This window comes from Parabacteroides sp. AF39-10AC, from assembly GCF_003635405.1.
GTDB classification, from domain to species: domain Bacteria; phylum Bacteroidota; class Bacteroidia; order Bacteroidales; family Tannerellaceae; genus Parabacteroides; species Parabacteroides distasonis.
The window spans coordinates 164,127-177,508 of sequence record NZ_QTLP01000001.1 but is presented as its reverse complement, the minus strand read 5'-3'; the positions used below and the strand labels follow the sequence as shown (position 1 = coordinate 177,508).

The 13,382-nt window shown below is 44.3% G+C and carries 12 protein-coding genes; 5 read left to right on the top strand and 7 right to left on the bottom strand.

From position 1 onward, the window contains the following. Positions 1 to 98: 98 nt before the first annotated feature. Together DW033_RS00745 and DW033_RS00740 are read right to left on the bottom strand one after the other, a co-directional pair. Complete coding sequence (locus DW033_RS00745; protein ID WP_008779768.1) at positions 99 to 1,088, bottom strand: N-acetylmuramoyl-L-alanine amidase; 990 nt, start codon at positions 1,086 to 1,088, stop codon at positions 99 to 101. Positions 1,089 to 1,165: 77 nt separating this feature from the next. Further along, positions 1,166 to 1,744, bottom strand: a complete 579-nt coding sequence (locus DW033_RS00740) for a 3'-5' exonuclease (protein ID WP_005857406.1) — start codon at positions 1,742 to 1,744, stop codon at positions 1,166 to 1,168. A 245-nt stretch (positions 1,745 to 1,989) separates the two neighbouring features. Here DW033_RS00740 and DW033_RS00735 point away from each other — a divergent pair, with 245 nt between their 5' ends. After that, a complete protein-coding gene (locus DW033_RS00735; RefSeq protein WP_005857403.1) occupies positions 1,990 to 2,436 on the top strand; it encodes a cold-shock protein in 447 nt (148 codons plus the stop codon). Positions 2,437 to 2,481: 45 nt separating this feature from the next. Then, positions 2,482 to 3,303 carry a 3-methyl-2-oxobutanoate hydroxymethyltransferase gene (gene panB / locus DW033_RS00730; protein ID WP_005857401.1) on the top strand — a complete coding sequence of 274 codons (822 nt, stop codon included), beginning with the start codon at positions 2,482 to 2,484 and terminating at the stop codon, positions 3,301 to 3,303. A 9-nt stretch (positions 3,304 to 3,312) separates the two neighbouring features. On the opposite strand, the gene DW033_RS00725 is transcribed toward panB, so the two are convergent. Then, on the bottom strand, positions 3,313 to 4,539 hold the full coding sequence (locus DW033_RS00725) for a phosphatase PAP2 family protein (RefSeq protein ID WP_229036829.1): 1,227 nt from the start codon (positions 4,537 to 4,539) through the stop codon (positions 3,313 to 3,315). A gap of 320 nt (positions 4,540 to 4,859) precedes the next feature. Between DW033_RS00725 and DW033_RS00720 the strand changes: the two genes are divergently transcribed. After that, positions 4,860 to 6,206, top strand: a complete 1,347-nt coding sequence (locus DW033_RS00720) for a cobyrinate a,c-diamide synthase (RefSeq protein WP_122382290.1) — start codon at positions 4,860 to 4,862, stop codon at positions 6,204 to 6,206. Here the strand turns inward: DW033_RS00720 and udk are convergent. The 3 genes from udk to DW033_RS00705 form a co-directional block, all read right to left on the bottom strand. Beyond that, the gene (gene udk / locus DW033_RS00715; RefSeq protein WP_005857397.1) at positions 6,163 to 6,792 is read right to left on the bottom strand and encodes a uridine kinase; all 630 of its coding nucleotides are present in this window, start codon (positions 6,790 to 6,792) and stop codon (positions 6,163 to 6,165) included. The two genes, DW033_RS00720 and udk, sit on opposite strands and share 44 nt — an antisense overlap. A gap of 604 nt (positions 6,793 to 7,396) precedes the next feature. Further along, positions 7,397 to 8,071, bottom strand: a complete 675-nt coding sequence (locus tag DW033_RS00710; protein ID WP_048928426.1) for a porin family protein — start codon at positions 8,069 to 8,071, stop codon at positions 7,397 to 7,399. Between the two features lie 8 nt (positions 8,072 to 8,079). Further along, entirely contained in the window at positions 8,080 to 9,888 is a 1,809-nt protein-coding gene (locus DW033_RS00705; RefSeq protein WP_048928427.1) for a LysM peptidoglycan-binding domain-containing protein, read from the bottom strand. A gap of 104 nt (positions 9,889 to 9,992) precedes the next feature. Between DW033_RS00705 and DW033_RS00700 the strand changes: the two genes are divergently transcribed. Then, positions 9,993 to 11,333: a gliding motility-associated C-terminal domain-containing protein gene (locus DW033_RS00700; RefSeq protein ID WP_122382337.1), complete on the top strand. Its 1,341-nt coding sequence runs from the start codon at positions 9,993 to 9,995 to the stop codon at positions 11,331 to 11,333. Beyond that, positions 11,308 to 12,291, top strand: a complete 984-nt coding sequence (locus DW033_RS00695; protein WP_008772325.1) for a lytic transglycosylase domain-containing protein — start codon at positions 11,308 to 11,310, stop codon at positions 12,289 to 12,291. Before DW033_RS00700 ends, DW033_RS00695 begins: the two co-directional genes overlap by 26 nt. 110 nt (positions 12,292 to 12,401) lie before the next feature. Here DW033_RS00695 and glsA read toward each other — a convergent pair whose 3' ends face one another. After that, the gene (gene glsA, locus DW033_RS00690; protein ID WP_048928428.1) at positions 12,402 to 13,367 is read right to left on the bottom strand and encodes a glutaminase A; all 966 of its coding nucleotides are present in this window, start codon (positions 13,365 to 13,367) and stop codon (positions 12,402 to 12,404) included. Positions 13,368 to 13,382 lie beyond the last annotated feature (15 nt).

Sequence of the window (13,382 nt, the reverse complement as noted above, 5' to 3'; positions counted from 1 at the left end):
TTTCGGAGAAATGAAATATATGTTACATTGCTGTTAAGATCGCTCATATAACATTTCTGCCGCAGGATATGTGTTAGTATAATAGATCATTAGGGATGCTACTTCCTATAATAATTATAATCCGTGACAAAACCTTCGCAAAGCCAGTTGGCCAAGGCTTGCCGATTGTTGCTGAGGATGATCCGTTGTTGGTCGTATTGGTTTTGTATGTTGCCCAATTCGACGAATACGGAGGTCGGGGTCGTGTGACGTAATACATATAAGTTACGATCGTCTACCGTGCCCGAGAATCCCCGGCCCGGCTGGTGGCGGTTGTATTTGCGCGAGAAAGTGGATTTCATCGTTTTAGCCAAGCGCTTGCTCGCTTGATCCTTGGGCTTATGATAGAAAAAGACATCGGTCCTTTGATGCCGGCTCCGGCTGTCCACATGGATGAATATCGCTCTCTTATAAGTTTCTTTATCTTTCCGGCTCAAGCTGTTTATCTTGGCGCAACGCTGATCCAGACGGCTTACTTGGCTGAGGGGGATCGGACTACCCATACAAGTTTCCCGTTTGCTGTTATTGAGAAATTGCTGGTCACGTATTCCGTCCTTTGCGTCTTGGATGATAATATGTACCTTTGCGCCTCGCGTTAAAAGATTGCGTGCCAGACGTAGCATGATGTCGTAAGCGTATTCATCCTCATGCAATTCATGGGAGCCCATTTTACCGATCGCTCCGGGGTCCGGACCGCCATGACCGCTGACCAGATAAAAGCAAGCTCCCTTTAAATCGGAAGAGGTTACTTTGTAACTGGCTAGCGACTTGCCGAATAGGGGCTGATAATTCTTCTTCTGAGGGGCGGAGGCGAGCGGAGGCAAGGTATATTTTACGCCCATGCGCAGAGTGTTATTTTTACCCAACTTCCCTTTATTAAGCTCGATAAACTCTTTCTGATACGTCCCGCCGGTACGGTTGAAGCGTTTGAGAAAAAGAGTGATGCCCTCTCCGTTTTTCGGATACGCCTTTTCTTGGGCAGTCAAGGAACCTGTATATACGAGAGCGATAATAAAGAAGAAAATACGGATACTATGTTTCACAGACATCTTAAAAATTGATTCTACGCCGTAAAGATAATTAAATCAACCTATAGTCAAAAACGATAATTTATAAAAAGAATCAATCAACCCATAAATGAGAGGGAGGATATCCTATTATAAATTTCTTTGGTTAATTGAATATCATAGGATGCGTCATGCAATTTAGCGGAATCTATTTGTATGCCTAAAGCCCTTGCCACTGTTTCCTGCTTGAAATCTGTCATCTCATGCCGTTTGCGCATCAAATGCTGGGTAGACAATACCATTACGTCGATCGAGTTCACCCAGAACCATGAGTAGAAATAATTATCTCCGTTCTGTACGAAGAAGGCTTTCAAGAAGTGATTATCGAAAGAGGCGTTGTTGTATCCTACGAGAAAGAACTTGTCTTTTTTATCAAACTTGTCCACGTATTTGGACAGCATGTTCACGAATTTAACGTACACCTCTCGCATGGGAGGATAAGCTTGTATCTGTTCCTTGGACACGTTGCAAATGCGAAGCGCTTCTTCCTCTATCTCACATTGGGGATGTGGGCAGACATTGAAATTAAAAGATTCCTTCGTAACCCCATCAATTACGATCTCCCCACTTATTTGGTGGACGCCATTTCTCCAGTATTTTATGCCGGTAGTCTCTAAATCAAAAAAAAGTAGTTTCATAAATGCTTTTTGGTATAGGATGCAAAAGTAAGTTTTTTTATTCTTAAATGAGAGGATCTATAAGGTTTTCTCCGTTTATTTTATTATCTTTGCGAAAGTTTGAGTCTAGAATCATTATCGACATAGTTCTTCTTTTTATATTATTATTAAGCGGATCTCACCTTTAATCATCAATTCTCACGCTAAGTTAGTATAAACAACGCTTCACGGAACGTGAGGCCCTAGTATAAATTAAAATCGACTGTATGGCAAAATACGCATCATTTGGTAAACGTGAAAACGAGAAAAAGAAACAAGCCCGCCGAGTAGAGAAACAGAACAGGAAAGAGGAAAGAAAATCATCCGGTAAGGCGACTAGCTTTGAGGATATGATCGCTTATGTGGATGAAAATGGGATGATCACCTCTGTCCCTCCCGAACTTCGTCAAAAAGAAGAGATAAATCAGGAAGATATCTTGATCTCGACTCCTAAGAAAGAGGATGTGGCTCCCGTTATCTTAAGGGGCAGGGTAGACTATTTTAATGAGGCAAAAGGGTTCGGGTTTATCCGTGACTTGTCGGGGACGGAAAAGTATTTCTTTCACGTGAACAATGTTGTGGATGATATCTCCGTGAACGATATCGTGACGTTCGACCTTGAACGTGGCGACAGAGGCTTAAGTGCCGTGAATGTTTGTCTTGAAAATAAATAATAATACTTACCTTTGCGGCCGAAACAATTAATAAAAAAATATAATATGTCTGTCGCAAAAGTAGATGATAATAGAAAGGTGACCACGCATCGCCTGATAGAGATGAAGCAGCGTGGCGAGAAAATATCCATGCTTACCGCCTATGATTATTCGATGGCGAAATTGATCGATCAAGCAGGAATGGATGTGATCTTGGTGGGAGACTCCGCTTCTAACGTAATGGCTGGAAACGTGACCACTTTGCCGATTACGCTCGACCAGATGATTTACCATGGTAAATCGGTCATGAAAGCGGTGAATCGTGCGCTGGTGGTGGTAGACCTGCCTTTCGGTACGTACCAAGGAAACTCTAAAGAAGCCTTGGCCTCCGCTATCCGGGTGATGAAAGAGACGCATGCCGATTGTATCAAGTTGGAAGGCGGGGCTGAGGTTCGGGAATCTATCGAACGTATCTTGTGTGCCGGTATTCCAATTATGGGACATTTAGGATTGACGCCGCAATCGATCAATAAATTCGGTACGTATACGGTACGTGCCCGTGAAGAGGCCGAGGCTAATAAACTGATCGAGGATGCCCATTTGCTAGAGGAGATAGGTTGTTTCGCCTTGGTGTTGGAGAAGATCCCGGCGGAGTTGGCGGCTCGTGTCGCTTCGGAGCTTACGATCCCGGTTATCGGCATTGGCGCCGGTGGAGGCGTAGATGGTCAAGTGTTGGTTATGCATGATATGCTCGGTATCAATCAAGGCTTTTCTCCCCGTTTCTTACGTCGCTACGCTAATTTAGGGGAGGAGATTACCCGTGCCGTACAAGCGTACATCGAGGACGTGAAATCTCAAGATTTCCCGAACGAGAAGGAGCAATATTGATTTTTAAATCTACCAAAGCATGATATTTACCGATGCTCCGAGCGTCAAGGCCTGTAAGGTCTTATGATGCTCGAAGCGATCGGTTTCTTTTTTGGGGTTGGCTATGTATGATACGAATCGTGAGGGGATAAAAGTATAATCGAGAAATACCCGCACATTTAGATTAGGATGCAATATGTATGAGAAAGAGGAGTTTGTGCTATATCCTATATTAAACGCTTTATTCGTGTTTACGATCTCTTTCTCAATCGTTTCCGGTTTGCCTTCCTCCACGCCCAATGCTGATATTCGGGAGGCTGGGCTGTAATTACATCCGATTAGCAGTTTCGTGCCCAAGAGAAATCGATTGGTCACCGGATACGATAGGTAGGAGCCGATGTATCCGCCGATCATGTCGAGAGGATCGGATTTTAGGGCGTTCACTTGATAGGTCGTACCGGGAACTGTCGGATTCGCTAAGGGTTTCGTAAGGGATAAAGGCATGCTTGTCGCCGAGATGCGTCCGCCGAAGCCTATATAACGATTCATGAACCAAGCGCCTTCAAATCCGGCCGTACTTCCCGGCGATGCTTTTAATCGCACATCCGGAGCCAGATTAAACTTTGTCGGCATCAAGCTAAACCCCATATAGATTCCGAAAAAAGAGGGATTTCGCTGGTATTTGAATGTCTCGAATCCCAGATAGCTATGGGTGATACCTTTGTCCTTGAAGATCAGATCCGTTAGAAAATATCCGACCTCGGTCGATAAGATCCCGATTCCGGCACCAACCATTACATCCGATAGCCAGTGCTTGTTATTGAGCATACGGGATACGGCCGTGGCGGTCGCTACCGTATAGCCTCCTATACTATACCAAGGGCTACGGGTCGTCCCGTATTCTTTATGCAACATGGTGGCGGCCATAAATGCCATGGCCGTGTGCCCGGAAGGGAAAGAATGATTGTTCGAACCATCCGGACGGGTGACATTTGCCGTATGTTTCACCGTATTGATGGTTGCTCCCATGATACTGGCGGTGATGGCTTCGGATACGAGCATTCGGGACCAAGAGCTTCTTCCTTGTACACCGCCTATTTTTAAGCCAAGCATCGCTACGGCAGGTAGATATTGCAGGTAATCGTCGTAATGGTATCGGAAATTTGGAATATATGTATTGCGCAAACTCTGAAAATGATCGTCCTCATTTTTGATAATCAAACCGCTAACGATCAACGGTACCCCGATATAGGTCATTTGGAAAACATTGCTGGTAATTATCTTGTCGGTTTGTCTTTGGATTCTTCCCCAAGTAGATAAAGGCGCTAGACTGGAACTGTCGTTCCGGTGGGTAAAAGTGCTTGTTTGGGAAAAAGTCGTGCCCTGAAACATTGATATGCAACAAATACTATATAATATGGTTAATCTTGTTTTCACTAACTACTTATTCTTTTTGTTTCATGCAGCGAATATAATAGGATCGATTTATAGTATAACAAGAATTTATGTTATTTCTATGTTACATTTACGAGTTGGTTTCATATCTTTGTTTCCCAGATATATTAGAAACAGAATACATGAGATCTCATTTGCTAATAGGTGCCGCTTCGTCGGGAAGCGGGAAGACTACTTTTACCTTAGGATTGCTTCGTGCCTTGAGAAATCGTTCTTTACGGGTGCAGCCTTTTAAGTGTGGGCCGGATTATATAGATACTCGTCATCATAAAATGGCGGCTGGTTGCGCTTCCGTGAATTTGGATGGTTTCATGATGTCGGAAGGGCATATCAAGGATTTATATGCCCGGTATACCTCGAATGCGGATGTAGCCGTGACCGAAGGGGTGATGGGGCTGTTCGATGGCTACGATGCCATGCGAGGGAGTAGTGCGGAGATCTCCGGTTTATTGCGGATACCGATCGTATTGGTGGTGAACGCTAAAAGTACGGCTTATTCGGTAGCTCCCTTGCTTTATGGCTTCCGGAATTTTCGGAAAGATCTGAATGTCGTGGGGGCGGTATTTAATTTCGTGGCGTCGGAGAGTCATTATTCTTTCTTGAGACAAGCGTGTGAGGATGCGGGTGTGGAAGCGTTAGGCTATCTACCGAAGTGTGCGGATGTAGAGATCCCGAGCCGGCATTTGGGGTTGTCGTTGGATGAGGATTTTTGCTTTGAGGAGTTTGCGGACCGGGTTGCTTGCTTGGTGGAGGAGCATGTGGATATAGACCGCCTGTTGGCAATCACGGCTTTGCCAGAGCGACAGCCAGTTCCTCGGGTTAAGGAAGTCATGAGGACTGTTTCAAAGGCAAACTTAAATATAGCCATCGCCCGTGATCCCGCTTTTAATTTCTCATATGAGGAAAATATACATTTCTTATCTACTCTAGGCAAGATTACCTATTTCAGTCCATTGAGGGATGATTGTTTACCGGAGGCCGATTTTGTCTATTTGCCGGGTGGATATCCCGAGTTATATTTATCGGAGTTGAGCATGAATTCCGGGATGCGTGAATCGATTCATTCCTTTGTGGAAGTGGGGGGCAAGTTGCTGGCGGAATGTGGGGGGATGATGTATCTCTGTAAAGAGATTATCGGTACGGATGGGATTGCCTATCCAATGGCCGGTGTATTACCGCAATCCGCCACGATGGAGAACATGAAGTTACGTTTAGGGTATCGGACTTTATGCTATAAGAATGATGTCCTACGAGGGCATGAGTTCCATTATTCCCGGATCGTGCCTATGGAAAGCCCGCTGCCTTCGATAGCGAAAGCCTTTACGGCGAAAGGAGGTCAAACGGATACCCCGCTATATCGCTACAAGAACGTATTGGCGGGGTACACGCATTTATATTGGGGAGATCCCTGTCGGAACGATTGGTTTATTGATTTTCTGTATGGGGAAGCCCCAGATTGTTCTCGATAAACATTTTCAATATATTGATGGCGATCTGGTTGCTTCCTCCTTCGGGTATAATTAGGTCGGCATATCGTTTGCTAGGCTCTATAAATTGCAGGTGCATAGGCTTTAGTACCCGGGTATAGCGTTCCATTACCGCTTCCGCCGTGCGTCCTCTCTCGATCATATCCCGTTGGATCACACGGATAAGACGTTCGTCCGAATCTGTATCGACAAATACTTTCAAGTCCATCAAGTCTCGTAATTGAGGGTCGCATAAAGCGAGGATCCCTTCGATGATGACAACATCACGAGGCTCGATATGAATGGTCTCGGGCAATCGGCAGCAGGTAAGATAAGAATAAGTCGGCTGCTCGATGCATTTCCCCTCTTTCAGCAAGGTGACTTGCTCTGAGAGGAGCGGCCAATCAAATGCGTCGGGATGGTCGAAATTAATATATTGACGTTTCTCTACCGGCACATGGCTGTTATCTTTGTAATAAGAATCTTGAGGGAGTAATACGACCTCACCGGGAGGTAAACTTTCTATGATCTTTTTTACCACTGTAGTTTTCCCGGAACCAGTCCCGCCCGCTATACCTATAATTAGCATGATTTCTTATATTAATCCATATTTATGTTTATAAATGCAAAGGTAAGAAATATTTATAGTGGTAGTATTTCGCTGTTAATAGAAAAAACGAGATAAAAAGAGCTGAATTCTATGTTGTATAGCATGTTTATCTTAAATAAAGTTAATGAGTAGGCTTTTCTTGTTGGAAAATTATGCTGCATAACATAAAGTCTCTATATTTGCACTGTGTTTTTCATGGTATTAGATTTAAGGTTAACAATGAGATTGGCTGTCCGTGACGGATGGCCTTTTCTTTTATAGTAGGTCACCTCAACAATAATGATAGTTAGATGCGTTCCCCATTGTATTCATGATTTATTACTGTAGAACCTTCCTGTTGGATAAAGGTATTATCGGAAGTAGCTTGTACGCCTGTATCCAAAGATCTTTTCACGGATGTGAAATGATCTTTTCACAAGGGTGAAACGATCGTATCACGAGCGTGAAAAGATCTCTTCACATTCGTGAAAAGATCAGATCGTCCGGTGCTTGGCTATATTATCCACCGTTCTTATCCCGTGAGTGGGATTACTTGCGGCACAGATCTTCAATTGATTGTTACGATATCACGAGTCCATCCCCTTTATTTACTAAAGATGGGAATCAGATAGGTTAGTTTCGCGGATATTATTTGGCTGGAAGATTTAGAGAAAGTGTCTCCTTTACGGCTATTGAACATATCGCCCAGCGCATAGTAATAACGACCTTCCAACAGGAAAGAGCCTATTCCGGTGCGGAGCTCGATTCCCGGTCCGCCGCAAAGCCCCCAATCGAACTTCTTTTGGACTTCCATTGTATGTTGTTCGTCCGGACGGTTCGCGTTCGGGTTCTCGCCATTAAGGTTCGACTCCGTACTTTCGCTCAGCGCATAACCGATTTTAGGCCCTAGATTGACGAATACACGCACTCGCTTGCTTCCGAAATGGATGTGCGTCAAGAACGGAAGCTCCATATAGTTTACCGTACGGCTATATTTATATTGAGGTTTCTCCTCAAACTTCTCTTCCCATCCATGTTGGGTAAAGTTCAATTCCGCCTGTATGCCTAAATTGGGTTCCGTATTCCAACGTATCGTCGCTCCCCCGTTAAACCCAAGTTTCATCTTCGTAGGGACTTTTGGGGCAAAACTTACGCTAGAGAAATTTAATCCGAAGGACGCTCCAACCGCAAGCTCTTGCTTAAAAGTACTTTTCTGCGCATAGCAAATCGATAAGCTTGCCATGCACAGAAATATCGCTACAAATATCTTTTTCGTCATCATATCAATTATCTTACCTCACTGCGGGTTACCGTATAATCATTCTTGTAATGTACAATAAACAAGTTCGTATTGATAAAACCGCCCCAATTATTTACTCTATGGAAATCGAATCCGGTCTGGATGCTCTTATAATGGATCTTGTCTAAATTATTCTCGAAGTTCGAGCCATATTTATTGATGGCGCCTAGGAAATACATACCCGTGTCAAAGCCTAGGATTCCATATTTCGGGAATGTGTTGATTAAATTCTTGCTATACCAGTTTTTATAATCGGAATAAAAGCTATGGACTTCCGGAGATAAGTTGTCCGCATAAAAATTACTATAGATATAGGTGTTCAATGCGTAGAAGTCCTCCAGACACTCTCTTGTATAGGTCTGCCATTCCGGATAACCGAATAGGTTGACCATATAAGGCTCTTTCTCCTCCTCTTTCAACTCGGAAAGCATACGGAGCGGTGCCTTGATCTTATTCACCGCATCTAAGGAGGCGGAGGTTGGCAATACCACATTCCGCTTGTCCCTTACCATGGCTGCCTCTATATCCGTGGCGAAAGTATCCCCTTTATAAGTTACTTCCTTGAACGGGATATCGCGTTGCTGCATCTCCGTCTTGAAGGCTTTGATAAATTCCGGCTTTTCTTCTTTATCCTTTATATTGACAAGTATGATATTGTAATCCGAGAATAAATCGCATCCGGCTTGTGCCGCCTTGGAGTATAAATAGGAATGAGGTGTGTTTACTTGATAAACATTCGCGTTTGACAAGACATCATCATTCTTGGAGGTGAAAGGGATCACGTATTTGATATTATGCTTTTGGGCAAAATCAGCGATCAATCCGATTTGGTCGTTCTGTACGGCGCCAATGATCAAATTAGCGTTTGATAACGCATCTTCTTTCAATATCTCCTTGACTTTCTTCGTACCGTTTCCAGTATCATATACCGATAGCTCGATAGAGGTTCCCATATTTCGCAAGCTGTCGACCGCCAATAGCAATCCCTCGTAATATTCCACGAAACGGGAGGTTGCGGATGATTGCGTTGTCTCGTTCGTCATGAACGGCAACAATAAGGCGACTTGGATACGGTTCACCTTCTTTATATCTTTAGGAGTAGAGAGGAGGGCGTTCACCTCACGCTCTTCCGGCTGTCTCATGTTTTGGGTGATCACTTCTTCACTGGCTACCGGTATCTTGATAACCATGCCCGCTTTCACTCCGTTTTTCAGCTCGGGGTTGAGTCTTAAAAGCTCCACGCTGGAAATATCGAACTTCCGGCAGATACGGTACATGGTCTCTTTTTTCTGTATGGTATATTCCATTTCCTTCTGTACGGTCTTTTTTTCCGTAGTAGGCAAGGTTTCCAGTCGTGTCGGCGGGATCCGGATATTCTTGCCAATCGTAAAGGTCGATGTGGAGAGACCCGGATTGGCGGCGATAATATCCGTGGCGGGCACTGAATATTTAATGGATAAAGAGTACAAGGTCTCTTTCGGCTGGATCGTATGGTATGTATAGTTATCTGCTTTGCCGGAAGGTGCGATAGCGGAGTCCTTCTGCGGGATTCTTAACGTAGAACCGGCCTTGATCCCTTCTTTACTTTCCGGATTCAACCGATAAATATCCTCTACGCTTACGCCATACATGGTCGCTATGGCGTATACGGTTTGTCCGCGTTCGATGGTATGATAAAATATATCGCTCCCTTGTTCGTTAGTAAAAATAACTTGCTTATTATTCTTTTGGGAATAAACGGTTACGCTCGATAAACTTAAAAAGAACGTCAATGCGTATATACTAATCTTGTTCATTTGCTGTTCGGAGTATTTTGTGACAAAGATAGTGAATTTTGCTTATCATGCTACGTATGTCTTTTTATTTCCCTAATTTTGGAACCGTAATTTTTAGACTATATATGCTAAAGAAGGAATTAAGAAAGATACTGTTATCGCTAAGTTTTGTGTTTGTAGTGGCTGTCTCGTATGCCCAATATGTGGTCACGGGAGGAAGTGGTAGTCCGATGAAAGCATCGCAGAGTTCCGGCGATTCCGCCGAGCGGCTTGAGGTCTACTTGGTGTATGGAATGGATAATGTGACGATTAGTTATACTTCATCTTCTTCTTCGCATCAATGGTACCGTTATAAAACCAAACGATTGGAGGCTGAGAAAGTCGCTTCCACCCAAAATGGAACTACTTCCACCATTCGGAATGTAGAGGAGGGATATGGCTATTTTGTCGAGGAAGGAGCCGTATCTCGTTACGTCTGGATCGTTGATTACAGCAAGTACACCTTAAACATATCCAACCTGCATGTCTCCGATAATAGCGATCCATGTAGCGGATTGGTCTTGGCTGGGACAGGTACGATCCAACCTATTTATTATTATTGGCCGAATACGGGAACAAGACGTGAACTGCCTCGCCAATTTGATGTTATTTATAATACATTGGAATATAATTCGGATAAAAAAGAATATACCTCTAAACAAGAGACGGCGGTCATCGAGGGCAATTTGTTCGGTAAATCCATTCCCGCTCCTTGGTGTGATACGGAGATCTGTGTGAAAGGCGATTATTTCGCTCGTCATTTTGGAAAGGAGGTCACGCTTTGTATCGATGAATATCAGGCCGCTGCGGTAGATGCTCATATAGACACGTTGCTGATTGAGCAAGAGGCCCCGAATATGAATACGACGAAGAGCGGTTATTGCGCTCCCGCCACTGTTCAATTCTCGGCTATCGCGAATACGCCGACAGCCGCCCTGTTTAATTGGAAAATCTATCGGCAAGGGGAAGAAGATAATCCGGTTGTTCGTTTTACGGGTGAGGAAGTGGATTATACGTTCAACCAATCCGGGACTTTTATCATCAAGTTGGAAGTAAGCGACCAAAGCACTACTTGCAGCACGGAAGATGAGGTTCAGATTGATATCTCGGAGTCTTATCTGATGATACCGAACGCATTCTCCCCGGGTACCACGCCCGGAATTAATGATGAGTTCCGGGTTGCCTATAAGTCGTTGGTGAAATTTAAGGCATGGATATTTAATCGCTGGGGCCTACAGATGTATTACTGGACAGATCCGGCCCAAGGATGGGATGGTAAGAAAGGTGGTAAATACGTTCAGCCGGGTGTGTATTTTTATGTGATAGAAGCCGAAGGTTCCGATGGTATTAAGTACAAGGAAAAAGGCGATATAAACATTCTTAGACCTAAAACAATTCAAGATGAAAATGAGAATATCCAAGAATAATTTAGCTAGTTTTTTATGTGGAGGCGTCGTTTGCTTGACCGCATGTATCTCGATGGGTTCGAATGACGTGGAAAAAGTGATAGAGAGCCGTCCGGTTGTCTCATCCATGACCCTGTCGCCGGATGTTCCGTCCTCGGTTCCTTTTTGTGGGAAACTAATCGATATTACCCGCTATGATATGCGGGAAGCCTATGACCGTGAATTGAGTAGCTTTACTTATTTCCATTCTACGACGATGCTTCTGATCAAGCGGGCAAACCGTTATTTCCCGGTGATCGAGCCGATCTTGAAGGCGAACGGCATTCCCGATGATTTCAAATATCTAGCGGTGATAGAAAGCCATTTGGACCCCCGTGTATCCTCTCCGGCTCGTGCTGTCGGGATGTGGCAATTACTGGAGGGCACGGCAAGGGAGTATGGTTTGACAATCACCCCGACGGTCGATGAGCGTTGCCATGTGGAGAAAGCGACCGGGGCGGCTTGCCGCTATTTGAAGGCCGCCTATAAGAAATATGGAGATTGGGCGGCGGTAGCCGCTTCTTATAATGGCGGCATGGGACGTATATCCGGTGAGCTGGTCAAACAAGATGCGGATTCCTCCTTTGATCTCTGGCTGGTGGAGGAGACTACCCGTTATATTTATCGAATCATGGCGATCAAACAAATTTTCGAGAATCCGTCGAAGTACGGTTTTGTGCTTCGTGCCCGTGACCTGTATAAGCCGATCCCTACCGTAGACGTGGCTGTAAGCCAAGATATACAGAATCTGTCGGCCTTCGCTAAAGAGCATGGGATCACTTATGCGGACTTGAAACGTTTTAATCCTTGGCTTCGTGATCGTAAGTTGGTGACAGGTGGGAAGACCTATAAATTAAGCATTCCTCAAGAAAAGGATATGTATTATAAGACCCCGAATACGGAAGTATACGATTCGGCTTGGGTCGTGTCGGAGAATTGATCCGATTTTTATTGATACAAAAAATAAAGTGTTTCATTTAGATGGTATAACTGCCCATCGTAATGAAACACTTTTTCTATACTACTTCTCGTTTAGACTGATTCAGTCTATTAGTCAACGATCGTCACACGGTGACCGTTGAACACGTTCAATCCGAGTTTATTCATTACATACTTAATAGCAAGCTGTGCCTTTACAGAGTTACCAGCTTGGTCAATAGGAGGAGCGAATGCGGAAATACCGAATTGTCCGGGAAGTACACCCATGACACCACCGCCTACACCAGTTTTTGCGGGAATACCGGAAGTGTACAACCAATCACCGGTGTGTTCATAAAAACCTACGGTAGAGATCATGGAAGTGATCTTCGGAGATAACTCTGCATTGAATACTTGTTTCTTTGTCACAGGATTAAGACCTAAATTTGCGACCGTAGCGGCAGCGACAGATAGTTGCTTAGCCGTGATACCCAAAGAACATTGACGGGTATACAGATCCAAAGACATATCCGGATCGTCATAAATGCGATTGTAATTCTTTAGCAACCAAGCGATGGAGCGGTTATTGAAGTTCGTTGCGGACTCGGATTTGTAGAGTTCGTCGATCAACTGCGGTGCGCTTCCGCATAAATCCGTGATATTGGCTACGATAGCATCCCACTTCTGTTTGGAATCACCGACAGGCTTCACCATACTACAAGCCGTGATAGCGCCGGCATTTACCAATGGGGTAGAAGGATGGTCGTTTTCCAATAAGATAGCGATGATGGAGTTAAATGGCAATCCGGTAGCGTCGGCACCAATCTTTTCCAATAATTCTTTCGCTCCGTATTGGCGCAGTACCAAGATAGCGGTGTGTACTTTCGATACGGATTCAATGCCGAAACGATATTCGGAATCTCCCACCTCGATGGTTTGTCCGTTTAAAAGGCAAATACTGATTCCGAATAGATTTTTATTGATATTCGCCAGATAAGGAATGTAATCGGCATTCTTACCATCCGTATTTGTCTTGTAAAGATCGTAAGCCTGTTGAGCTACTTCCTTAATTTGGGCGATCGTTATTTTTTTGTCCATATATGAATTGGATTA

Coding starts and splice junctions, on each gene's coding strand:
- DW033_RS00700 (WP_122382337.1), top strand. CDS start 9,993: ATGCTAAAGAAGGAATTAAGAAAGATACTGTTATCGCTAAGTTTTGTG.
- udk (WP_005857397.1), bottom strand. CDS start 6,792: ATGCTAATTATAGGTATAGCGGGCGGGACTGGTTCCGGGAAAACTACA.
- DW033_RS00705 (WP_048928427.1), bottom strand. CDS start 9,888: ATGAACAAGATTAGTATATACGCATTGACGTTCTTTTTAAGTTTATCG.
- DW033_RS00720 (WP_122382290.1), top strand. CDS start 4,860: ATGAGATCTCATTTGCTAATAGGTGCCGCTTCGTCGGGAAGCGGGAAG.
- DW033_RS00735 (WP_005857403.1), top strand. CDS start 1,990: ATGGCAAAATACGCATCATTTGGTAAACGTGAAAACGAGAAAAAGAAA.
- panB (WP_005857401.1), top strand. CDS start 2,482: ATGTCTGTCGCAAAAGTAGATGATAATAGAAAGGTGACCACGCATCGC.
- DW033_RS00740 (WP_005857406.1), bottom strand. CDS start 1,744: ATGAAACTACTTTTTTTTGATTTAGAGACTACCGGCATAAAATACTGG.
- glsA (WP_048928428.1), bottom strand. CDS start 13,367: ATGGACAAAAAAATAACGATCGCCCAAATTAAGGAAGTAGCTCAACAG.
- DW033_RS00745 (WP_008779768.1), bottom strand. CDS start 1,088: ATGTCTGTGAAACATAGTATCCGTATTTTCTTCTTTATTATCGCTCTC.
- DW033_RS00725 (WP_229036829.1), bottom strand. CDS start 4,539: ATGACCTATATCGGGGTACCGTTGATCGTTAGCGGTTTGATTATCAAA.
- DW033_RS00695 (WP_008772325.1), top strand. CDS start 11,308: ATGAAAATGAGAATATCCAAGAATAATTTAGCTAGTTTTTTATGTGGA.
- DW033_RS00710 (WP_048928426.1), bottom strand. CDS start 8,071: ATGACGAAAAAGATATTTGTAGCGATATTTCTGTGCATGGCAAGCTTA.